This window comes from Streptomyces sp. NPDC004610 (genome assembly GCF_040609715.1).
In the GTDB taxonomy this organism is placed as follows: domain Bacteria; phylum Actinomycetota; class Actinomycetes; order Streptomycetales; family Streptomycetaceae; genus Streptomyces.
Window position 1 is genome coordinate 59,572 of the sequence record NZ_JBEXLA010000030.1, and the last position, 21,997, is coordinate 81,568.

Annotated in this window: 18 protein-coding genes; 13 read left to right on the plus strand and 5 right to left on the minus strand. The window is 71.6% G+C overall.

The window, feature by feature from the left end:
- The first annotated feature begins 53 nt into the window (after positions 1-53).
- The 6 genes from ABZX40_RS29125 to ABZX40_RS29150 all read left to right on the plus strand — a co-directional run bounded on the left by ABZX40_RS29125 (position 54) and on the right by ABZX40_RS29150 (position 5,769).
- Complete coding sequence (locus ABZX40_RS29125) at positions 54-788, plus strand: hypothetical protein (protein WP_355747637.1); 735 nt, start codon at positions 54-56, stop codon at positions 786-788.
- Positions 785-1,330 carry a hypothetical protein gene (locus ABZX40_RS29130; protein ID WP_355747635.1) on the plus strand — a complete coding sequence of 182 codons (546 nt, stop codon included), beginning with the start codon at positions 785-787 and terminating at the stop codon, positions 1,328-1,330. Before ABZX40_RS29125 ends, ABZX40_RS29130 begins: the two co-directional genes overlap by 4 nt.
- Positions 1,331-1,859: 529 nt before the next feature.
- Positions 1,860-3,077 (plus strand): hypothetical protein, encoded by a 1,218-nt coding sequence (locus ABZX40_RS29135; protein ID WP_355747633.1) that lies wholly within the window; start codon positions 1,860-1,862, stop codon positions 3,075-3,077.
- Entirely contained in the window at positions 3,071-4,000 is a 930-nt protein-coding gene (locus ABZX40_RS29140) for an NAD(P)-binding domain-containing protein (protein ID WP_355747630.1), read from the plus strand. Before ABZX40_RS29135 ends, ABZX40_RS29140 begins: the two co-directional genes overlap by 7 nt.
- Positions 3,997-5,130, plus strand: coding sequence for a hypothetical protein (locus tag ABZX40_RS29145; protein WP_355747627.1), 1,134 nt, complete (start codon positions 3,997-3,999; stop codon positions 5,128-5,130). Before ABZX40_RS29140 ends, ABZX40_RS29145 begins: the two co-directional genes overlap by 4 nt.
- Before the next feature lie 282 nt (positions 5,131-5,412).
- Positions 5,413-5,769, plus strand: coding sequence for a MazG-like family protein (locus ABZX40_RS29150; RefSeq protein ID WP_355747624.1), 357 nt, complete (start codon positions 5,413-5,415; stop codon positions 5,767-5,769).
- Between the two features lie 369 nt (positions 5,770-6,138).
- On the opposite strand, the gene ABZX40_RS29155 is transcribed toward ABZX40_RS29150, so the two are convergent.
- Entirely contained in the window at positions 6,139-7,650 is a 1,512-nt protein-coding gene (locus ABZX40_RS29155) for an MFS transporter (RefSeq protein ID WP_355747622.1), read from the minus strand.
- An 800-nt stretch (positions 7,651-8,450) separates the two neighbouring features.
- Here ABZX40_RS29155 and ABZX40_RS29160 point away from each other — a divergent pair.
- The gene (locus tag ABZX40_RS29160) at positions 8,451-9,248 is read left to right on the plus strand and encodes a class I SAM-dependent methyltransferase (RefSeq protein WP_355747619.1); all 798 of its coding nucleotides are present in this window, start codon (positions 8,451-8,453) and stop codon (positions 9,246-9,248) included.
- Positions 9,249-9,255: 7 nt separating this feature from the next.
- Here ABZX40_RS29160 and ABZX40_RS29165 read toward each other — a convergent pair whose 3' ends face one another.
- From ABZX40_RS29165 to ABZX40_RS29180, 4 genes are all read right to left on the minus strand, one after another.
- Complete coding sequence (locus tag ABZX40_RS29165; RefSeq protein WP_355747616.1) at positions 9,256-10,080, minus strand: SDR family oxidoreductase; 825 nt, start codon at positions 10,078-10,080, stop codon at positions 9,256-9,258.
- Positions 10,081-10,186: 106 nt separating this feature from the next.
- Entirely contained in the window at positions 10,187-11,029 is an 843-nt protein-coding gene (locus ABZX40_RS29170) for an amidohydrolase family protein (protein WP_355747613.1), read from the minus strand.
- A complete protein-coding gene (locus tag ABZX40_RS29175; protein ID WP_355747611.1) occupies positions 11,026-12,213 on the minus strand; it encodes a mandelate racemase/muconate lactonizing enzyme family protein in 1,188 nt (395 codons plus the stop codon). The genes ABZX40_RS29170 and ABZX40_RS29175 overlap by 4 nt, the downstream gene beginning before the upstream one ends.
- Positions 12,213-13,550 (minus strand): aspartate aminotransferase family protein, encoded by a 1,338-nt coding sequence (locus ABZX40_RS29180; protein WP_355747608.1) that lies wholly within the window; start codon positions 13,548-13,550, stop codon positions 12,213-12,215. The genes ABZX40_RS29175 and ABZX40_RS29180 overlap by 1 nt, the downstream gene beginning before the upstream one ends.
- A 367-nt stretch (positions 13,551-13,917) precedes the next feature.
- Between ABZX40_RS29180 and ABZX40_RS29185 the strand changes: the two genes are divergently transcribed.
- From ABZX40_RS29185 to ABZX40_RS29210, 6 genes are all read left to right on the plus strand, one after another.
- Positions 13,918-14,688 carry an IclR family transcriptional regulator gene (locus ABZX40_RS29185; protein WP_355747675.1) on the plus strand — a complete coding sequence of 257 codons (771 nt, stop codon included), beginning with the start codon at positions 13,918-13,920 and terminating at the stop codon, positions 14,686-14,688.
- A gap of 414 nt (positions 14,689-15,102) precedes the next feature.
- A complete protein-coding gene (locus ABZX40_RS29190) occupies positions 15,103-17,283 on the plus strand; it encodes a peptidase C14 (protein ID WP_355747672.1) in 2,181 nt (726 codons plus the stop codon).
- A 138-nt stretch (positions 17,284-17,421) separates the two neighbouring features.
- The gene (locus ABZX40_RS29195; RefSeq protein WP_355747605.1) at positions 17,422-18,741 is read left to right on the plus strand and encodes a Gfo/Idh/MocA family oxidoreductase; all 1,320 of its coding nucleotides are present in this window, start codon (positions 17,422-17,424) and stop codon (positions 18,739-18,741) included.
- Positions 18,742-18,807: 66 nt separating this feature from the next.
- Positions 18,808-20,079 carry an extracellular solute-binding protein gene (locus tag ABZX40_RS29200; RefSeq protein WP_355747602.1) on the plus strand — a complete coding sequence of 424 codons (1,272 nt, stop codon included), beginning with the start codon at positions 18,808-18,810 and terminating at the stop codon, positions 20,077-20,079.
- 53 nt (positions 20,080-20,132) lie between these two features.
- The gene (locus tag ABZX40_RS29205; protein WP_355747599.1) at positions 20,133-21,041 is read left to right on the plus strand and encodes a sugar ABC transporter permease; all 909 of its coding nucleotides are present in this window, start codon (positions 20,133-20,135) and stop codon (positions 21,039-21,041) included.
- Between the two features lie 5 nt (positions 21,042-21,046).
- On the plus strand, positions 21,047-21,994 hold the full coding sequence (locus ABZX40_RS29210) for a carbohydrate ABC transporter permease (protein ID WP_355747596.1): 948 nt from the start codon (positions 21,047-21,049) through the stop codon (positions 21,992-21,994).
- Positions 21,995-21,997: the final 3 nt, after the last annotated feature.

Here is a 21,997-nt window from a genome sequence, read left to right on the forward strand (position 1 = left end):
GCTCTGGCCGTACGGTCCAAGTGTCAACTAGAGACCCACGCCAGGGACTTACCATGCGTAGAACAACCGCTGATCGGGAGCGGCGTCGTGAGCTGGCCGATGCCTCCCAGGAAGCCGTCACACCCGTGACCGGGAGCGACCCCCTCTTCCCCCACCCCCTCGCACACCCCCAGCCCCGCCGGACCCTGCCCCCGACCGAGCCTTCCCAGCCGGTGGAGGAGGAGCCGGAGATCGGCCTCGGCGGTGAGGAGACCGGCACCCCCGCTGTCGACCGGCCCGCGGTGGTGACGGGCGGCGGCCCTGAGCGGCAGCTTGCCGTATCGCAGTGGCTGCTGTCCGCCGCCCAGGACGTGGACAGGGCCCGGGTCCATTGGCAGCAGGGAAGCCACCTCGTACTCCTGGCTTGCGGCGGGATCTTCTCGGCCGTCAGGGTGCCCGCCCATTTCGTGTGGGCGGCCACCGGGTCCGAGGACCTGGCCGAGGTGGACGCGTGCCTCCGGACCTGGTTCGACGGAGGCGCCGCGATCATGGACCTCCACTCACACCACTACTACTTCCTCGTGCCCACCTCGGCCGCCCCGAGCTGCGCGGATCACCCCCGCTCCGAGGCGGCCGTACTCGGCCGGGACCACTACCTGGGCGTGCCTCCCGTCAGCCTCACGGAGCCGGGCGGGTGCTCGTACTGGTCCGTCCCCATGTGGGGCCCCGGGGCCCTCTGCTCCATGGACGAAGTGGAGCAGCTCATCCAGCGCGGGCGCGCCGCCCGAGACGAGGCGGACGACTCGTGACGGCGCTGCCGCTCGCCCCCGCGCCCGTTCTCTCCCGCCTGCGCTCGGCGCGGAGGGACCGGACCCTCTCCGCCATGGGCCCCATGCCCTGGCTCATGGCCACCGGGCGCCTGGAACGCGTCCTGAAGGCGTGGGCCAACGGACACCTCGCGGAGGTCCCGGTCGGCGTAGGGTTCGACGTCCTCAATGTTCCCGCCGGGCTCGGCCGGGAGGCTGTTCGCCGCCTCCACCGGGACGGCCACCGGGTTGGTCCCGTCTTGTTCGGGCCGCTCGGCGCGGAGTTCATCATCGAACGCGGCTCCGCGGCAGGCTGGTCCGCGCCTCTCTCCCTGGTGCTGCGCACGGGCGCGCTCGTCCTCCTGCCGCCGCCCGGGGACGAGACCCGGACGGTGGGCGCACGGAGCTGGTTGATCCCACCGTGTCACCCCGGGACAGGCGCCCCGCTCCACCCCGAGCTGACGCGCGGCGGCACGCTCCTGAAGCCCTACCAGGCGGCCGTCCGGGCCGCGCAGGAACGCGGGGAGTGGCCGTGCGCCCGTTGAGACCCGACAGCCGGGTGGGGCAGATCCTCTACGCCGTCGTCGTGGCCGCCCTCATGGGCAGCCTCGCGTTCGGCATCCTCACCCGCTAGTCGTCCCGGAGCGAACCTGGACGCCCCCGGCGGCTGGCGCCGCCCCACCCCGTTCCGACTTCCTCCGCTACCGGCGCGCTCCCCTGACCCTGCACCGTCCAGCCGATCCCGGGCCGGTACCTGGAGCCCGTGGAGTACGGGTCCGATCCGGCCCTATGGACCATGGCCGCGCGCCTGGTGGTCGAGCTCCACGGCGTGAAGCCGACCGGTCTGGAGCGGGAGTGGGCGGCCCTCGGCCGGGACCGCTGGAGGACGAGTTCGCCAGGGTCTCGAAGCTCCAGGCCGTATGAAGACTCCGCCCCGGCGCTGCGGCGCCGTGCCGTGGCGGGAGAGCGGGCCCCGAGACGGGCCCGGGCCCGGCGCGCCCTTTTCATATCCCCCAGGGGCGCGCCGGGCCGACCACCCCTTTGCTCACGACCGAGCCGCCCCAGGAGGCGCCCATGACGATCAGCGTTTCTGCCGCACCGGCCCGTGACCGTCTCCCCGGTGTCGGGGAGGTCTTCGGGTACGCCGCGACGCAGCTACACACCGCCGCCGCCGAGCTCTGGCCCGGTGCCCCGGTCGTCCTGGAGCGGCATGTCCCCGGCATCACCGCGTACGTCCACCAAGGCCGCGTGGGGGACCGCGTGCTCTACGGCAAGGTTTCCGTCCTCGGCGTCTCCCTGGTCTCCGTCCTGCTCGGTGCGTGCGGGGACTGGTCTTCGGCGCGCCTGGCGCAGGAGGCGTATGTGATGCGGCCGGACGGGCTGGTCCCGAGGGAGGCTGCGCAGCTCACCGCCCTCGCCGGACTGGACGGCGGCCCGCAGGTCAGCCGGGTGGCCGGCGTGCACCGCGGCGTTCTCTTCACGGAACCCGTGCCGGGGCCGTGCCTAGAGGACGTCCTCCTCCTGGAGCCGGGCCGTACCGCGGAGCTCCTGGCCGATCTCTACGCCGAGTTACGGCCGCTCCACCGGCCCGGCGCGGCCCGCCACCTGGGGGTGGGCCGCGCGATCGGTGAGCGCGGCATCGGCGGGACCTTCCTGCGGAAGTTCAACGGGATCTCCGGGACGGCCTACGTGGACCGGCTCGGGGAGGAGCGGTGCGCGCCGGGCGCGCGGGAGGACGTCGTCCGCCTCATGCGGACGTCCGTCCGGCAGCTCCGCCGCCTGCGCGCGCCGCTCCCGGCCGCGGAGGGGACAACGTTCGCGTACGGGGACCTCAAGCCGGAGCACGTGAAGTATCCGGACGGCCCCGGCGGGCGGCCGGTGCTCCTGGACCCCGGCCTCGTGCGGATGAGCCCGGCCGTGGATGTCGCCAAGCTGGTGAGCCGGGTCGCGCTCTCCCTCGTCGCGCACCGACCTGGGGAGGCGGCGGTACGTCAGATCCTGGAGGGCGTGGACGAGTTCGCCACGGGCCTGGTCCGTCTCTCCTTCCGGGAACGGCGGATGTGGCTCGGAAACGTCCTGACGCTCTGGCTCACCGACACAGTCAACATCCTCTCCTCCTATCTCTCCGCCCCGGCCGCGCTCCCCCTCGCGGACCTCGGCCTGGAGCTGGTGGAGCGGGCCGTCCCGGTGTGCTCGTTCATCGACACCGTGAGCACCGACACCGCGAGCCGGGCCGACGCGGACGGCGTGTGGGACCGGGCCCTGGAGCGTGCCGTGGAGATGGCGTGCTGAGCCCGGGGGTGACGGCGGTCGGTGTGATCGGGGCCGGGGCGGTCGGCCAGGCCGTGGGCGCCGCGCTGGTCTCCGCCGGTCTCGCGGGCCGCCTCCTGCTGGCCTCCCGCTCCGTGGACCGGGCCGCCGCCCTGGCGGACGACCTCAACGACATGGGCGTCGGCCTCGGCTCGCCGGTGCGCTCCTCCCCGGTGGAGGTCCGGCAGCTCCGTTCCTGCCCCGCCGTGGTGGTCGCGGTCCGGGCCCGCTTCACGAACACCCGGAGCACGGACGTCCGCATGGCCGGGATGCACGCGAACGCGCCCGCCCTCCTGGCCCTGGCCGAGGAGTTCCGCGGCTACCCCGGGACGCTCCTGGTGGTGACCAACCCGGTGGACATCATGACGCGCCTCGTCGCGGAGGCATCCGGGAACGCCCGGGTGTTCGGCCTCGGCTCCAGCCTCGACACCACCCGGTACCGCCTCACCCTCGCCCGGCTCCTGGACGTGCCCGTGGACGCCGTACGCGGGCACGTGATCGGTGAGCACGGGGACGGCGCGGTGGTGTGCGCCTCCTCGACCACCGTCAACGGCGCGCCCGCGCCGGTCCCCCTTGAGCGGGTACGCGCCGAACTCGCCGGACGGCCCGGCCGGATCGGCGCCGGGATCGGCCGCACCCGCTACGGCCCGGCCGGAGCCCTGGTGACCGCACTCCGGCTGACCCTCGGCATGGAGGACGGGATCACCGAACTCTCCGCCCCGCACGGCGGCGTCTGCCTCGGAATCCCCTTGCAGTTCACCAGGGGCCGTCCCCTACCGTGCGTGCCTGCGCTGGACGACACCGAGGCCCGCCAGTGGGAGGCCGCCCAATCCAAGCTCCGCGCCGCCTACGAAGGCGCGCGCGGTATCCCGATCCAACCTCTTCCGCCTGGGAGGAACACATGACCCCTCACGCTGTCCGCCTGGAGACCGCCGGCGCAGCCGTCACCGTGGTCTCCACGGTCAAGGACGTCACGGACTGGACCGGCCGCTACATCGGACCGTGGTGGAACGCGGCCGAGACCGACCCGGCAAGCATCTGCACCGGCCCGCTCCTCACCTCGACGGTCGACCGGAAGGCGTACGACGACGCGGCGTTCCTGGTGACGCAGCAGCCGCACCGGAGCACCACATACGCCCGGGAGACCATGCTCCTGTCGAGTGACGTCTCCTCCGGGGTGATCCGGGCCGTCACCGAGGGGAGCGGGCTCGCCTACCGGTCGGAGCCTGCCGCGGGCACGCTGGAGGTCATCGGCCACGACCCGGAGGCCGTCTCCACGGCGACCGCCCGCCTCGCCCGGGAGATGGTCCGCGGCGCGCTCCTCCAGGACGGGTGGTCCATCCTCCACGCCTCCGCCGTCGTCCACGAGGGCCGGGTGGTTCTCACGATCGGCGAGAAGGGGGCCGGGAAGACGACCACCGCCGTGGCCCTGGCGCACACGCACCGGCTCGGCCTCCTGGCCAATGACCGCGTGTTCGTCCGGGCCGACGAGGACGGCGGCGTGGACGTGCTGCCCTGGCCGTCCGCCGCGGCGCTCGGCCTCGGTCTCCTGGACGCCCTCGGCTGGTCCGCCATCGCCCGGGACCGGCTGGAGCACGGCGAGGCCCTGCACCCCACACAGGACGAGCAGGTCACACAGGCGCTGCTCACCGGCCGGACCGAGCCCCTGTGGCGTGGCGGGCGGGAACTCAAGGCACAGATCTTCCCCGACCAGTTCCCCCACTGGTTCGGCCTGACCCTGGCGACCGGCGGCCGGGCCGCCGCGATCGTCTTCCCGCGGATCGAGCCCGGCGCCACCCCGGCCCTGGAGGACCGCGGCCGGAAGCTGGAGGACGGCGACTTCATGAGCGGGGCGACGGAGGACCGCTACCCCGATGTGTTCGCCCTGGCCCGTGGAGTCGACGGCGGCGGCGCGCCCGCGGCCCGGGACGAGGTCACCAGGCGCCTGGCAGCGCTGCCGCACCACTGTGTGGTCCTCGGCCACGACGTGGCCGGGAACGCGGCCTTCCTGGCGAAGCTCACCGGCTGCCTGTGAGTCTGACCGGACGGAAGGGCCCGACCTTCGGGGGAGAAGGAGGCCGGGCCCGCAACGGGAAGCTGTGGTCCTGGGCGGCAGTCGTCCGGGACCGCCCTGGGGAGAGGTTCGCCCGTGGCGTTGACCTTGTGGCCATCACCGGACGCCTCATGAACCGCCCCGCCACGGGCACCGACCGGGTCGTGGGAGAACTGCCCTGCCCGTTTCCGGGAGCTGCCCCGATGCAGACCGCGGACGCGCTCCAGCCCCTGTTATGCACGAACTACCGAGGAGAAGAAGCCGATGGGTGAACGTACCTGGGACCAGGTGGGCCGCATCCGGGAGTGGCTGGACGAAATGGCCCCGGATGTGGGCGGGGCGGACGTCCGGCTCCTGCGCGTGCTGAAGATCGCGGAGGAGTACGGGGAGGTCGCGGAGGCGCTGCACGGCGCGCTCGGCACCAACCCCCGCAAGGGCCACTCGCACACCTGGACGGACGTGGAGAAGGAACTCGTGGACACCATCGTGACGGCGATGGTCGCCCTGGACACGATCGCGCCCGACGCCCGGGGCACCTTCGAGGCGCGACTGGACGCCCTGGTCGACCGCGTGCTTCCGGGGGATCAGGTCCCACAACGGACTGGACAGCCCGGGAACTGAGGACCGAGCCGGACGCATGCCCCGGCGGGCGGGTGGAGGCCGACTCACTTCCCGGACGAGCGATCCGCGAAGGCCGGCTGTTCCGCGTCACGGGGTACACGTCTCCTCCATGGGCGACGGCACAGTACTGCTGTACCTGCGCGACGATGGCTGGGGTGCATCGACGGACCTGGGCGCTCCACGCCCCCCCCTCGCCCCGCCCCAGCCGTACGGCGTCGGCCTGCCGCGCGAACTCCCCCGGACGCCCCGCACCTCACCCCGCGCACAAGAACACCGGCGCCCCGGCCGACCTCCGTCGACCAGGACCCCGGCGTAAGGTCCGTCCGCGCCCGCCCCGTCCCAAGGCGGGCGCGGCTCACCACATGCCGCTCACATGTGGACCGCGGGGGCGGCGTCACCGTCGGTGGACGGGACTCCGCGCCGGTAGAGCAGCAGGGTGATCACGGCGCCGACCGCGAAGAATCCGGCCGACCACCAGTAGGCGGTGGAGTAGGACTCCAGCGCGGCCTGGGCCTGGACCACCGGGTCGGTGACATCGCGGCCGGTCAGATAGGCGGTCGCGGCGCTGGCGGCCAGGGTGTTGAGCAGCGCGGTGCCGATGGAACCGCCGATCTGCTGCATGGTGTTGACGGAGGCGGAGGCGACTCCGGCGTCGTCGGGGGCGATCCCGCTGGTGGCGAGGCTCATCGCGGGGGCCATGACCAGGCCGATGCCGATCCCGGCGACCACCAGGGCGGGCAGGACGTCGGCGGTGTAGGTGCTGGTCAGTTCGAGGCGGGTGAGCCACGCCAGGCCGACCGCGCCGAGCGCCATGCCGAGCCCGACGACGGTCTTCGGACCGACCCGGGGCAGCAGCAGGCTGGTGGCGAGGGTGGCGGCGACCATCAGGGACAGCACCATCGGCAGGAAGGCGAGTCCGGTCTTCACGGCGGAGAAGCCCAGGGAGAGCTGGAGGTAGTAGGTCAGGAAGAGGAACACCCCGAACATTCCGGCGCTGATGATCAGCATCGCCAGGAAGGACGCCCCGCGGTTGCGGTCCAGCAGGACCCGCAGCGGGAGCAGCGGGTGCGGCGACCGGGTCTGCCACCAGGTGAAGACGGCGAGGACGACGGCACCGGCGGTCAGGTAGCCCCAGGCCATCCAGTTGCTCCAGCCGTGCGACTCGGCGTTGGAGAAGCCGTAGACGACGGCGAACAGTCCGCCGGTGACCAGGATGGTGCCGGGGATGTCGAGCTTGGCGCCGGACTCACGGGTGCCGCGCTGGAGCAGGAGCCAGCCGCCGACCAGGGCGAGCGCCGCGAACAGCACATTGACGTACAGGGTCCAGCGCCAGTTGAGGTACTCGGTGAGGACACCGCCGAGCAGCAGTCCGACGGCGGCGCCGGAACCGGCGATGGCGCCGTAGATGCCGAACGCCTTGGCGCGTTCCTTGGCGTCGGTGAACGTCGTGGTGAGCAATGAGAGCGCGGCCGGGGCGAGCAGGGCGCCGAAGACGCCCTGGAGGGCACGGCCTGCGACCAGCACCTCGAAGCTGGTCGCGGCTCCGGCCAGCGCGGAGGCCGCGGCGAAGCCGGCGACGCCGGTCAGGAAGGCGAGCTTGCGGCCGAAGAGGTCGGCGATCCGGCCGCCGAGCAGCAGCAGACTGCCGAAGGCCAGGGAGTACGCGGTGACGATCCAGGTGCGGTTGCCGTCGGAGAAGCCGAGGTCGGCCTGGGCCGACGGCAGCGCGATGTTCACGATGGTCGAGTCCAGGGTGACCATCAGCTGGGCGGTGGCGACGACGGCGAGGATCCACCAGCGGTGCGGCGAGGCGGAGGTCCCGGCCGGTGCCGCGGTCTTGGTGAGGGACGGCGTGTCCGCGGCCGTGTCTGTCTGTGCCATGGAGACACAACTCCTGTCAGGGACGACGCTCAGGAGAACGGGCTCAAGAGCGTGCTCAAGAAGGTACGAGGGAGCCCGGGGACCGCCCGGGGGTCTACCCGGGGTGCGGCCCCACGGATGCGAAACGAAACCGTTTCGTACGAGGAAGAGACTAGGCCCCTCCTCCGCGAAACGCAAACGTTTCGATAGCCGGGTGAACAGCGTCACGCTTTCCTGTGCATCGCCTGCGCATCACCTGTGCACCATCTGTGCGGGCTCCCTGGCCGCCCCGCTCGTGCCCCTCCCCGGGGGAGTCCGGCGGAGCGCCTTGCGTCACGCTCGAACGCGCTGGTCAGGCGGCTGTTCCGGCCCAACCGGGGCCACGGCGAGGACGGCCCGGCAACCTGGCGCACCGCACTCACCGCCGCCGAACACAGGGACGACCCCGCCGCCCGCGCCACCGTCCAGCGCCCACCGCCCAGCGCCCAGCGCCCACCGGCAACTCGGCGGGCCCTGCGCCGACGCGGGGCGGCGAGCACACCCCTGGCCCCGGGATCGGGGGCCGCCCGGAAGAGGCCGGGAGGAGACCCGGAGAAGACTCGGAGGGGACCCGGAGAAGGCCGGGAGGAGGCACAGAGGAGGCCCGGAAGAGGCGCGGAGGAGGCGCCGAAGAGGCGCGGAAAAGGCCCCGGAGAGCCGTCGGGCACGCCCCGGCGCCGCGCGGACCTCGCCCGTCGTACCGGGGACCGTCCCGCGGCCCTCACCCGGCCGCCCGTGACCCTAGGATCACGGCCCATGACAGTGAACGAGGCCCTCCTCCCGTGACCCCCGGCTACGCCTTCGACAACGACAGCGCGCACGCCGCCGAGCAGCACCGCTGTCTGGCCATCGGGCTCGACGGGGCGACCACCCGTGCGCTCACCCGGCTCGAACCGCGGCGCGGGATGCGGTGTCTGGAGGTGGGCGCGGGCGGCGGGAGCATCGCGCGGTGGCTCGCCGAGCGGGTGGCGCCGGGCGGTTCGGTGTTGGCCACCGATGTCAAGCCGCACCACATCCCCCGGGTGCCCGGACTGACGGTCGAGGTCCACGACATCACCCGGGACCCGCTGCCCGAGGCCGCGTTCGACCTCGTCCACGCCCGGCTGGTGCTGCTGCATCTGCCGGAGCGCAGGGCGGTCCTGGAGCGGTTGGCGCGGTCCCTGAAGCCGGGCGGCTGGCTCCAGCTCGACGAGTTCGACGAGACGACCTACGGTCCGCTCGTCCCGGTCGGTGAGCTGGACGACGGCGGCGCCGCGGAGCGGGCGTACGCCGCCTATCTGGCGGCGAAGCTGCGGCTGCTGGAGTCGGCGGGGGTGGAACTGTCCTGGGGCCGGAGCGTGGCGACGGAGATGTCCCGCTGCGGGCTGCGGTATGTGCACGCCGTGCCGGAGGTCCAGGCATGGCATCACGACTCGCCGGGCACCGCGCTCCAGATCCACAACACCCGGCATCTGCGGGACCGTTTCCGCGCGGCCGGGCTGGGTGACGCCGGGCTGGCCGCCGCCCGGCGGGTCATGGCCCACCGGGACTTCCTGGCCACCTCCTGCGTCCTGTACTGCACCCAGGGTCGCCGCCCCTGACCCCCGCTCACCCGCCGGACGGCAGGGTGCTGCGGTAGGGCGGCATGAACCGGGTGCGGGGCATCTGGTCGGCGAGGACACCGCCGTCCACGACGATCCGGGTGCCGGTGATGTAGCTCCCGGCGTCGGAGGCGAGCAGCAGCAGGGCTCCGGCGCATTCGTCGGGCCGGGCGTAGCGGCCGAGCGGGATGCGCTCCCGGTAGGCGGCCTCGAACGCCTCGCGGTCGAAGGGGAACTCGCCGTCGATCGGGGTCTCCACCATGCCGGGGGCGATCGCGTTGACGGTGATGCCGTGCGGGGCGAGTTCGACGGCGAGGGTCTGGGTGAGTGACTCGGCGGCGGCCTTGGAGGCGTTGTAGTGGGCGAGTCCGGCCTCGGCGACCAGGCCGTTCTTGGAGGTGACGGTGATGATCCGGCCCGCCACCCCGTCCCGGATCATGTGCTCGGCGATCCGTTGGCTGAGGAAGAACACCGCGTCGAGGTTGACCCGCATGATCCGGGACCAGCTCTCCGGGGTGATCTCGTTGAACCGTTCCAGGGCGGCGACCCCGGCGTTGTTGACCAGGATGTGCAGCGGGCCCGCGGCGGCCCGCACCCGGTCGGCGAAGTCGGCGAGTTCCTCGGTGCGGGCCAGGTCCTGGGGGTGGATGCGGGCGGTGCGGCCGGTGGCACGGACCAGGTCGGCGGTCTCGGTGAGGCCGGGGGCGCCGGGCAGGTCGACCAGGACCAGATCGGCGCCGGCCCCGGCGAGCGCGAGGGCGAGCGCCCGGCCGAGACCGCGGGCGGCGCCGGTCACCAGGGCGGTGCGGCCGGTGAGGTCGAAGTGCTGCAAGGGTCGCTCCCGGTGCTCTGATCGGTTGCTCTGATCGGTTGCTCTGATCGGTTCTGATCCTGGTCTGTTCTGGAGATGTTCTGTTCGGTCGCCCGGCGGGGGACGGTCAGGCGAGGCCCAGCAGGTCCAGTGCCGGGCGGTGGATGAGGGCCTCGACCGCGTCCTGGTCGAGCGGGTCGAGACCGGGGATGCCGGGGATCCGGGCGATACGGCGGAGCCCGTCCACGGAGTCGTTCACCGTGGTGAAGGGGTAGTCGCTGCCGAAGAGCAGCTTGTCCCAGACGCCGTAGTCCTGGACCAGCCGCAGACTGTGCCAGAGCTGGAAGGGGCGGTAGTGCAGGGCGCTGATGTCGGCGTAGACATGGCGGTGTTTGCGGATGACGGCGATGCACTCGCCCTCGAAGGGGTGGCCCAGGTGGGCGAGGACCATCCGCAGCTCGGGGTGGCGCATGGCGACCGGGTCGAGATGGCGGGGCATCGCGTATTCCAGGGGCGCCTGGGAGACGAAGGTGGTGCCGGTGTGGACCAGCATCGGCAGGGCGTGCCGTTCGGCGTAGGCGAAGAGGTCGTCGTAGACGCGGTCGGCGGGGTTGAAGCCCGCGTACATCGGCATGATCTTGATGCCGCGCAGGCCCAGTTCCTGGTGGCCGTGGCGGAGTTCGTCCTGCCAGCCGGGCTGGGTGGGGTCGATGGAGAGATAGCCGATGAGCCGGTCCGGGTGGGCGCGGACGTAGGCGGCCACGGCGGTGTCGTCGACCCAGAGGCCGCTGCGGCGGGCCTTGCCGCCGACGACGACCGTGCGGGTGGTGTCGGGGGCGGTGGCCGCGTAGTCCTCGTAGCGGACGGTGAGGTCGACCTCCCCGGCGTGGGCGCGGGCGGACTCGGCGCGGAAGGTGGCGTCGAAGTCATGGCTGTGCCGGAAGAGATGGGAGTGCACATCCGTGATCATGTGCGGTTCCTCTTCTCCCAGCCCTCGGCGAACATGTTCCAGAACCGGTGGGTCGGCGGGTGCTCGGCGAAGACCTCGTCCACCAGCTCGACCCCCAGCCCGGGGGCGGTGGGCAGTTCGACATGGCCGCCGGTCACGGGCAGGACGCCCTTGAGCGCGTCGAAGACATACGGTTCGAGGAGTCCGTCGAAGGTCTCCAGGATCTGGAAGTTGGGGATGCCGAGGGCCGCGTGGACGGAGACGGTGGTGCACAGCGGGGAGTTGGAGTTGTGCGGGGCGACCGTCATGCCGTGGGCGTCGGCCTGGGCGGCGATCTTGCGGACCTCGGTGAAGCCGCCGGCCATGGACAGGTCGGGCTGGACGATGTCGACGGCGCCGGTGGCGAAGAGCTGCTTGTACTCGTACCGGTTGTGGAAGTGCTCGCCGCCGGAGATCGGGAAGGGGGCCATGGCCCGCAGTTCGGCGTAGCGCTCGATATGGGTCCAGGGCATCGGCTCCTCGAACCAGCCGATGTCGAACGGCGCCAGCCCGTGCACCAGTTGCCGGGCGGTGCCGGTGCCGAAGCGGGCGTGGCCCTCGATGAACAGGTCGATGTCCGGTCCGACGGCCTCGCGGACGGCGGCGACCAGGTCGAGGGAGCGGCGCAGTTCGCTCTTCTCCAGATGGGTCAGGCCCGCGCCGAACGGGTCGAACTTGAGGGCGGTGTAGCCCTTGGCGACGGTCTCGCGCGCCTTCGCGGCGAACACCGCGGGGTCGCGGTCGCCGGTGTACCAGCCGTTGGCGTAGACCCGGACGCGGTCGCGGACGGCACCGCCGGTGAGCCGGTAGGCGGGCAGCCCGAGGGCCTTGCCCATCAGGTCGTACAGGGCCTGGTCGATGCCGGAGACGACCACTCCCCCGACATCGCCGCCGCGCAGGAAGTCGCCCTGGTACATCCGCAGCCAGATCTCCTCCACGTCGAAGGGGTCGGCTCCGATGAGATGGCGTCCGCCCATGGCCTCGGCCAGGTGGCAGGTCTCGGCGACGCGGTAGGGGTGGGTGATCTCGCCGATGCCGGTGAGTCCCTCGTCGGTGTGCAGCCGGACATAGCCGAAGTCGCGCCAGGCGGTGCCGAGGGCCAGGGTCTCGACGCGGGTGATGCGTCCGGCGGGGCCCGCGGGGCGGGTGGTGTTGACGGTGAGCATCAGCGCTGGGCTCCGCCCATGGTGGAGGTGTGGGCCAGGTCGGCGGGTCCGCCGTCGGCGAGGGTCTTGGTGACGGCGGCCTCGGTGGCCTCGATCAGCCGGTCGATGTCGGCGTCGGTGTGCGCGTAGGAGATATGGCTGCGCTTGAGGTTGAGGGGGAGTTCGAAGATGCCGTGCTCGGTGAGGTTGCGGCGCACGCCGATGAACCGGGCGGCGTCGTTGGCGAGCAGATCGTCGTAGGAGCGGGGGGCGGGGCCGTCCATGAAGTAGGTGACGAAGACGGAGCCGTAGCCGGTGACGACGGTGGGGATGTCCAGGGAGCGGTAGAGCGCGGCGAGTTCGGTGCGGGCACGCTCGCCGAGCCGGAAGGTGTGCTCGTGGACGGGTTCGTCGCTGAGCTTGCGCAGGGTGGCGAGGGCGGCGGCGACCACCTGGGGGTGGCCGTTGTAGGTGCCGGCGAAGAAGGCGGGGCCGCCGGGGCGGGTGCTGAACAGGTCCATCAGGTCGGCCCGGCCGCCGAGCGCGCCGACGGGGGCGCCGTTGGCGATGGCCTTGCCGAGGGTGGTGAGGTCGGGGGTGATGCCGCAGATCGACTGGTAGCCGCCCAGGGCGTGCCGGAAGCCGGTGATGACCTCGTCGAAGACCAGGACGCTGCCCGCCCTGGTGCACTCCTCGCGCAGGGTGCGCAGGAAGTCGTCGGTGGGCAGCAGGGCGCCCACATTGTGCGGGATGGGTTCGAGGATGACGGCGGCGATGTCGTCGCCGTGGTCGGCGAAGACCTGGCGGACGGCGGCGGTGTCGTTGAAGCGCAGGACGAGGGTGGCGTCCAGCACCTCGGGGAGGATGCCGGTGGAGGTGGGGTCGTGGGCGCCGATCCGGTCCGGGGCGGAGATGACATTGAGGCTGACGGAGTCGTGCCAGCCGTGGTAGCAGCCCTGGAACTTGACGACGAGACGGCGCCCGGTCGCCGCGCGGGCCACCCTCAGGGCGTGGAAGGTGGCCTCGCTGCCGGTGCTGGTGAGCAGCACCTTCTCCAGGGAGGGCACCAGTTCGGTGAGCCGTTCGGCGAGGGCGACCTCGCCATCGGTGACGGCCACGCCCGGCAGGGCGAGCGCGGTGCCTGCGGCGGCGGTCGCGGCGGCCACGTCGGGGTCGTTGTGGCCGAGCAGCGCGGGCCCGAAGGCCGCGTGGTAGTCGGTGAATTCCCGGCCGTGCTGGTCCCAGAAGCGGGCGCCCCTGGTACGGGTGATCACGAGATCGGTGAAGCCGGGGATGCTGCGCTGGCCGCTGTTGACGCCTCCCGGGATGACCCGGCGGGCGCGGTCGGCGAGCGTCATGCGGTGCTCCTTGCGTCGATTGCTTGTCGGTCGGGCCGGGGCTCTGCACAGCCACCGGCCACGGGTGCCATCCGCTCTGGGCAGTCGTCGCGTTTTGGGGTGGTTCAGGTGGTGCTTTCGCGCTGCGTCCGTGGTGCGTTCGCAGCGCGTTCTTCGTTTTCATTCTTCGTTTTCAGAACACTGTTCTAAATAGCAGAACAGTTCGCTCACTGTAGATCGCCACTTCTTCGGCGTCAAGAGCCGTTTCGCACTCGGATCGACGGGAGGACGACTACCCTGTTCGGATATGCAGAACAGTCAGAGCCAGGAAGAGGCGGCCGGTACGGCGGACGCCGGCCCCGAGGCCGCCGAGCGCGCCAAGTACTGGGTGAAGACCGTCGGCCGCGGCGCGGAGATCCTGGAGGCACTCGCCACCAGGGGCGCCGGGCACGGCATGAGCGTCACCGAGGTCGGTCAGGCGTGCGGGATCTCCAAGAGCGCCGCCTTCGGCATCCTCCAGACCCTGCGCCACTACGGGCTGGTCGCCGACGAGGGCGAGGGCATGCACCGCCGCTACCGCCTCGGGATGACGCTGGCCCGGCTCGGCGACCGGGCCCGCTCCCAGGTCTCCCTGCGGGACGTCGCCCGGCCCGTGCTGCTGGAGCTGTCCCGGGCCACCGCCATGGCCTCCCGGGTCGCGGTGCTGGAGGACGGGCACGCGGTCGTCATCGACCAGGTCGACCTGGTCGACGGACCCCGGCTCGATCTGCGGATGGGCACGCGGGAGCTGCCGCACTGCTCCGGGCTCGGCAAGGCGCTGCTCGCCGAGATGCCGGAGGACGAGGCACGGGCGCTGATCGCCCGCACCGGGCTGCCGCGGCGCACCTCACGGACGATCACCGACGAGGACACCCTGCTCGCCCATCTGCGCGACATCCGGCGGTCCGGCTACGCGCTGGACGACGAGGAGGACGCGGAGGGGATCTTCTGCGTGGGGAGTGTGGTGCGGGACCACCGGGGCGGGACGGCCGGGGCGATCAGTGTGACCGGGCTGAAGCTGGATCAGCCGAGCTGGCGGTTTCAGGAGATCGGGCGGCAGGTGACGGACGCTGCCGCGAGGATCAGTGGGGCGCTGGGGTATCGGGCGGAAGCGCAGTAACGCCGTGGGGGTGAGGGTGTCGTGGCGGGTGCGGCTGTGTGGGTGGTACTCGCGCAGTTCCTCCCCCAGAGGGGGTACCCCCAGCGCCCCTAAAAGCCACCTCCTGGCCCCCCGTTGTAGAAGATGGGCCGGAATTGGTCTTCCCCCGAGGGTTGACCCCGTCCCTCGGGGCGGCTTAAGTTCCTGGCGTGCCGAGCGGTTGATCCCGTTCGCCCTGTGGTCATCGGTGTTTCACCGGACGGGGCTGCTCCCCCGAAGACCACGGCCGGCCGCACATCCCCCACCTTTCAGCCATCCGCTCATGCGCTCGTCGCGGGACCCCCCTCACCTCACTTGCCCGCCCTCTCGAAGGCTGAGGACCCCGTGAGCTCTGTGCCCCGCCCCTTCACGCGTCCCGTCATGGACGCCGCCCACATGTCGCAGGACGACAGCACCGGACGACGGCAGTTGCTGCGCGCCGGTGGTATCGGTGGGCTGCTGGTCGCCGCCGCCGCGGCCGGTACCGCACCGGCCGTCGCCGCGCCCGGCCAGGACAAGGACGCGCGCTCCAAGGCGACCGAACGCATCCGTGCCGTCGCCCATGTCAAGGCCCTGCGCGAGCTGTCCGCCCGGCAGCTCGCCGACGGTGAGATCGCCGTCGTCGCCGGTTACCGGGCGGCCGGGGACGGCGGTGGGTCGACCGTCCGCTGGGACGCCTCCTCCACCGCCGCCCACAACGGCGGCACCGTGCTCGCCCCGGAGAAGCCCGGTACCCGCGGACGCTGGCACCAGCTCCACGACGGTGTCGTCGACTTCCGCTCGTTCGGCCACTTCGACGCGGACAGCCCGGCCGATGCCGCGCTGGACGCGCTGGTGAACGACCCGGCCGTGCACCGCGTCGAGGCGCACACCGATCTGCTGTTCACCAAGCGGCACACCTTCTCCCGCTCCGGTATCGAGCTGGACTTCGGCGGCCGACGGGTGCTGACCACCGGCATCGAGCGCAACACCGCCGACAACCCCTTCGGCGCCGTCCTCTCCTTCCGCGGCGAGGTGACCGACACCGTGGTCACCGCCACCCTGTCGGCGCCCATGCCCGATCTCGCGGACATCTTCGAGGTGCCCGACTCCGGCGCCTTCGAGGTCGGCCAGTGGTGGGCCGTGGAGATCGACGCCGTCAAGGGCGGCGGGCGCTGGGAGCGCGAGGTGCAGCGGCTCGTGCAGATCACCCAGCGGGTGGACGCCACCCATGTCCGGGTCAACTACAAGATCGGCTGGGAGCTGGCGGCGGGGCGCACCTTCCGCTGGACCCGGGTGAAGCCGGTTGAGCGCAGCCATGTCCGCAACATGGTCTTCGAGGGTGTCGCGGGCGGCGACCAGTACACCGGCTCGCACCCGGTGGCGTACGAGTACGCGGTGTCCTGCGATGTCTCCGGGATCGACGCGACCGGCTCGTTCTGGCCGGTGGTGATGCGCCGCTGGTGCACCTACTTCCGCACCTACCAGTGCCAGTTGCGCAACCCCGCCTCCGTCACCTGGGGCGGCGCCGGTTATCTCACCCAGCAGATCTACTGTCTGTACGGCCATGTCGAGGACTGCCATGTGGCCAACGCCCGGCACCTCAACGACTGGACCGCCTCCGCCTACTGCTATGTCACCAACTGCCACGGCGACGGCGACGACCAGGGCCCCTTCGTCACCCACGGCCAGTTCGAGCACGACCTCGTCTACACCGGCAACTCGGGGCTGATGACCTTCGCCAACTCGGGTGCCGCCTGGGGCTCCGCCGCCAAGCGGATCACCGTACGGCAGCATGTGTGCTCGTGGTTCGTGGCCCGGGTCAAGGTGACCGATCTGACCCTGGAGGACGTCCGGGTCATCGGCAACGCCCAGTCCGGGTCCGGGATGCTCTGGGTGAACGCCGACGGGGTGCAGCTGCGCGGCTGCACGGCGTCCGGGCCGCTGGTGATCACCCAGGCGTCGGCGCTGTCGAAGCGGGCCAATGTGATCGCCGACTCCACCTTCCACCACGGCAAGGACTCGGTCGTCACACAGAGCAATGTGCGCGCGGCCGTCCATCTGGAGCGGGTCGCCCTCACCGGGCTGGACGGGGCGGTGTTCAAGGGCACCGGTGATCTGGTCCTCGACCGCTGTGTCTTCACCGGGGCGTCCGACAAGGCCGCGCCCAGCTCCCTCGCCCACCCCTCCACCGCGATCGGCGGCGGACGCTTCCAGGACACCGGGTTCGTGCTGAACGGCGGCGGGGACCAGGAGATCCGGCTGAGCGACGGGGCCCGCTTCGGCGGCACCAACAGCGCGGGCGCCTTCCTCGGCCGTACCGGCGGTGACCGCACGGTGAGCTGGCGGCTGGACGGCTTCCAGGGCGAGGCGGGCGCGTCCGACACCGCCCATCTGAAGATCACCGAGGGCACCAACCGCTACCGGGCCGCCCACTCCACCTTCACCGGCGGACGGCTGGAACTCGCCGCGGACGCCTTCGCGGGCTCCGGCCATCTGCTGCACAGCGGCTGCGTCGAGGACGGCACGACCCGTACCGCGATGCCGCCCGAGGGCGACCGGATCCGGCACGAGACCGGGAACCTGCTGCTCGGCTAGCGGGCCCCGGGCTGGGGGGCGCCTGTACGAGCAGGGCCCCCTTTGGCCCCCTCTTCCTTCCCCCCTTTGCCCCCTCTTCCTTCGCCCCACCCCCTCTCCCCCCGTCCGATCACGCACCCGTGGACCGAGTGGACCGACATGCCCGATCACCCCTCCCCGCCCCCCGCCGACCGACGACCTCCGGTGGACCGGCCCGTCCGGATCGCCCTCGTCGGCGCGGGCAACCGGGGGCTGACCTACACCGACTGGATCCACGACCACCCCTCCCGAGCCCGGCTCACCGCCGTGGCCGATCCCGACCCGAGGGCCCGGGAGCGGGCCGCCGCCCGTGCCGCCGGACCGGTGGCCGCGTACGACGACTGGCGGGCGCTGCTCACCTCCGGTGAGCGGATCGCGGACGCCGTGCTGGTGTGCACCCAGGACCGGGACCATGTCGAGCCGGTGCTCGCGCTGGCCCGCGCCGGGTACGCCATCATGACGGAGAAGCCGCTCGCGCCCACCGAGGACGAGTGCCGGACGCTGGTCACCGGGGTGCGGGAGACCGGCGTACCGTTCGCCGTCTGCCATGTCCTGCGCTACACGCCCTACACCGATCTGGTGAAGGGCGTGGTGGACAGCGGGGTGCTCGGCACCCTCACCGGTATCGAGCATCTGGAGCCGGTCGGCTGGTGGCACTACGCGCACAGTTATGTGCGCGGGCCCTGGCGGCGCCAGGACGAGTCGTCGCCGATGATCCTCGCCAAGTCCAGCCACGATCTGGACTGGATCACCTATGTGACGGGCCGCCGGATCGAGACGGTGGCGAGCTTCGGCTCGCTGGCCCACTTCCGGCCGGAGAACGCGCCCGAGGGGTCCACCGACTCCTGTCTGACCTGCCCGGCCGAGGTCGAGGCGGGCTGCCCCTACTCCGCCCGCAAGCTCTACTACCCGGCGCTGCTGCGCACCGGCGGGCAGTGGCCGGTCAGTCATGTCACCGACCGGGCGCACGGCCCGGAGGACGAGGCGGTGCTGACCGAGGCGCTGCGCACCGGGCCGTACGGGCGCTGTGTGTACCGGTCGGACAACGACGTGGTCGACAACCAGGTGGTGGCGATGCGGCTGTCGGGCGGGCTGACCGGCACCTTCACCATGACCGCGTTCACCGAGCAGACCCACCGCCAGACCCGGATCTTCGGCAGCCACGGCTGGCTGCGCGGCGACGGTGAGCGGGTCACCGTCCATGACTTCCGCGACGACACCGTGACCGTGCACCAGACGGACGCCACCGGCTCCAACGCGGCGGACGGGCACGGCGGCGGTGACACCGCGCTGATCGCGTCGTTCGTCGCGGCGCTGGCCACCGGGGACCGGTCGTTCATCCGGTCGGGTCCGGCCGAGTCGCTGAGCAGTCATCTCGCGGCCTTCGCCGCCGACCGCTCCCGGCTGAACGGCACGGTCGAGCAGATCCCCGAGCACTGAACGCAACCCCGCCCCGCTGACCAGGACTTCTTCCCGAACCACCCTCATCAGGAGAGCGAAAGCATCATGCGAAGCAGCAAGCGAAGCAGCAAGCGGATCAGCAGAACTCTGGCGTGTACCGCCGTCGCCCTGACCACCGTCGCCGCCGTCGGCGCCTGCGGCTCGGGCAGTTCCAGCACCGGCGGCGGCACGGTCACCACCTGGGTGTACCCGGTGATCGCCGACGAGAAGGCCAACCAGGCGTACTGGGACGGTCTGGTGGCGGAGTTCGAGAAGGCGAACCCCGATGTCGAGGTGAAGGTCTCCACCTACCCCTGGGCCAACCGGGACACCGCCCTCGCCACCGCGCTGGCCGCCGACAAGGGCCCGGACGTGGCCTATCTGATCCCGGACCAGCTCGCCGCCTATGAGCGCAATCTCGTCCCGGCCGACGAGTATCTGTCCCAGGCCGACCGGGACGCGCTGCGCCCGGCCGCGCTGAAGGCGGTCACCGTCGGCGACACCCCGCTCGCGACGCCGGTGCTGATGTCGGCGTATCCGCTGCTGTGCAACAAGACGGTGTTCGACGAGGCCGGGCTCACCGACCGGTACCCCACCACCTGGGAGGAGCTGAGCGCGCTCGCGCCGCAGCTCAAGGAGAAGGGCTACTACGCCACCAGCTACAGCGGCGACACCACCGCCACCCTCAACATGACCTTCTATCCGCTGCTGTGGCAGGCGGGCGGGGATGTCTTCTCCGAGGACGGCACCAAGGCCGCCTTCAACAGCGCGGCCGGGGTGAAGGCGCTGACCTGGCTGAAGACCTTCATCGACGAGGGCTGGGCGCCCAAGGACCTGGTCACCACCACCCCGAAGATCGAGCAGACCGATCTGGCGAAGAACAAGGTGGCCTGCACCTGGCAGAACTCCGCCGCCGAGGTCGAGCCGTTCTGGGGCAAGGACAACATCGTGGTCCGCCCGGCGCTGAAGGCCGACGCCGAGGCCGCCTACGGCACGGTCGGCACCCTCGCCGTCTTCAAGGGCGGTGACACGGACGCGGCCGGCAAGTGGGTCTCCTTCGTGGCGCAGGAGAAGAACAGTGCCGGGCTCCAGAAGCCCGGGGGTTACTTCCCGACGCGGACCGGGGCCGCCGATCTGTACCCCGGCGACGCCCAGCAGCAGGAGACCGCGAAGGTGCTGGACACCACCCAGGTCGGGCCGCTGAACAAGGCCGCCCGGGATGTCATGGGCGTGCTCGCGCCGGAGCTCCAGGCGGCGCTGCTGGACCAGAAGAGCCCCCAGGACGCCCTCGACGCGGCGGCCAAGGCGGCGGACCAGCTGATCGCCCGTAAGCGCTGACCGTCTCAGCCCGACCACCTCAACCCATCGTTCGGCCGTACGAAGGAGGTCCCGTGGCCGCAGTCGCGGAACGCCCCCGCCCGACCAAGGTCCGCCGCGGGCCGCACTCCCGACGGGAGGCGCGGATCGGGCTGATGTTCGTCCTGCCCGCGCTCCTGGTCTTCCTCGCCTTCCGCTTCGGGCCCGCGGCGGCGGGCCTCCTTCTCGGCTTCACCGATTACACCCTGGGCGCCGAGACCAGCTTCACCGGGCTGGAGAACTTCCGGCGGCTGATGGACGACCCGGTGTTCTGGTCGGCCCTCAAGGTCACCGTCCTCTACACCGTGATGGCGGTGCCCGTCACCATCGGGCTCTCGCTGGGACTGGCGCTGCTCACCCGCCGCGCCTTCCGGGGCTCCAAGCTGTTCCGGTCGGTGTTCTTCCTGCCGGTGGTCACCAGTCTGATCCTGGCGTCCACCGTGTTCATCTGGATCTTCTCCACCGACGGTCCGTGGTCGACGGTGATGGGGTGGCTGGGTCTGCCCGACCAGTCCTGGCTGAGTGACTCCGCGCTGGTGCTGCCCGCCCTCGCGCTGGTCGGGGTCTGGTCGCGCTGCGGCTACGGGATGCTGATCCTGCTGGCCCGGCTCCAGGAGGTGCCGCGCGAGCTGGAGGAGGCCGCGCTGATGGACGGCGCGGGTCCGGTGCAGCGCTTCCGCCACATCGTCGCCCCGCAGCTCAAGGGCTCGTTCTTCTTCCTGGCCGTGATCGAGACCACCGCCAGCTTCCAGGTCTTCGACGCCGTCTACATGATGACCGGCGGCGGCCCCGCCAACGCCAGCTACAGCCTGGTCTTCCAGCTGTACGACGCCGGCTTCAAGTACTTCGACCTCGGTTACGCCAGCGCGATCGGCTGTGTCTTGTTCGTCCTCACGCTCGTGGTGGCCGGGATCCAGCGACTGGTCATCGGAAAGGAGCAGTGACGAGCATGAGCGACACCCCCCGGACCACCTCCACCCTCACGGCCGAGCGCCCCGCCCCCACCACCCCGGTGAAGAGCGACCCGCCGCCCCGGCGCCCCCGCACCCCCCGCGAACGCGACACCCTGCCCAGCTCCCTGCGGATGCGCCCGCGCGGCAAGCTGCTGCGCGCCCTGCTGCTGGGCCTGGCCTCGATCGTCACCCTCTTCCCGTTCTACGCGATGGTGGTGCTGTCGCTGAAGCCGGAGGGCGCGATCGAACTGCCGGGCAGCCTGGCGCCCTGGCCGCTCGAAGGCGGCGCCTACGGCGATGTCCTCGGCTCGCAGGACGTACCGCGCTGGCTGTTCAACACCCTGGTCTACTCACTGGTGTCGGTGGTGGGCACGCTGCTGCTGGCCGCGCTCGCCGGGTACGCCTTCGCCAAGAAGCGGTTCCCGGGCCGGGAGGCGATGTTCTGGTCGTTCCTGTCGATGGTGATGGTCCCGTACCACGTCACGATGATCCCGACCTTCATCCTCATCGCGAAGCTCGGCGGGGTGGACAGCTACTGGGGGCTGATCGTGCCCACCCTCGCCAACGCCCAGGCGGTGTTCCTGATGCGGCAGTTCATCATCGGGCTGCCCGACGAACTGTTCGAGGCGGCCCGGCTGGACGGGGCGGGAGAGCTCCAGATCTTCTTCCGGATCGTGCTGCCGCTGCTCAAACCGATCCTCGCGACCCTCGGCACCTTTGTCTTCCTGTGGCACTGGAACGACTTCCTGTGGCCGCTGGTCATCGGGCAGAGCACCGAGATGCGCACCCTCACCGTCGGTATCGCCTCGCTCCAGCAGCAGCAGGTGCCCCTCAATCAGGTCCTCGCCGGTTCCGTCATCGCGTTCGTACCGATCTTCAGCGCCTATCTGGTGGGCCAGCGGTACTTCACCGAGGGCATCACCGGCTCCGCAGTCAAGGGATGACAG

Bases quoted from the DNA above. Each gene is read 5' to 3' on its own strand.
- ABZX40_RS29125 (WP_355747637.1), top strand. From the start codon at position 54: ATGCGTAGAACAACCGCTGATCGGGAGCGGCGTCGTGAGCTGGCCGAT.
- ABZX40_RS29135 (WP_355747633.1), top strand. From the start codon at position 1,860: ATGACGATCAGCGTTTCTGCCGCACCGGCCCGTGACCGTCTCCCCGGT.
- ABZX40_RS29145 (WP_355747627.1), top strand. From the start codon at position 3,997: ATGACCCCTCACGCTGTCCGCCTGGAGACCGCCGGCGCAGCCGTCACC.
- ABZX40_RS29150 (WP_355747624.1), top strand. From the start codon at position 5,413: ATGGGTGAACGTACCTGGGACCAGGTGGGCCGCATCCGGGAGTGGCTG.
- ABZX40_RS29155 (WP_355747622.1), bottom strand. From the start codon at position 7,650: ATGGCACAGACAGACACGGCCGCGGACACGCCGTCCCTCACCAAGACC.
- ABZX40_RS29170 (WP_355747613.1), bottom strand. From the start codon at position 11,029: ATGATCACGGATGTGCACTCCCATCTCTTCCGGCACAGCCATGACTTC.
- ABZX40_RS29175 (WP_355747611.1), bottom strand. From the start codon at position 12,213: ATGCTCACCGTCAACACCACCCGCCCCGCGGGCCCCGCCGGACGCATC.
- ABZX40_RS29180 (WP_355747608.1), bottom strand. From the start codon at position 13,550: ATGACGCTCGCCGACCGCGCCCGCCGGGTCATCCCGGGAGGCGTCAAC.
- ABZX40_RS29190 (WP_355747672.1), top strand. From the start codon at position 15,103: ATGTCGCAGGACGACAGCACCGGACGACGGCAGTTGCTGCGCGCCGGT.
- ABZX40_RS29195 (WP_355747605.1), top strand. From the start codon at position 17,422: ATGCCCGATCACCCCTCCCCGCCCCCCGCCGACCGACGACCTCCGGTG.
- ABZX40_RS29200 (WP_355747602.1), top strand. From the start codon at position 18,808: ATGCGAAGCAGCAAGCGAAGCAGCAAGCGGATCAGCAGAACTCTGGCG.
- ABZX40_RS29210 (WP_355747596.1), top strand. From the start codon at position 21,047: ATGAGCGACACCCCCCGGACCACCTCCACCCTCACGGCCGAGCGCCCC.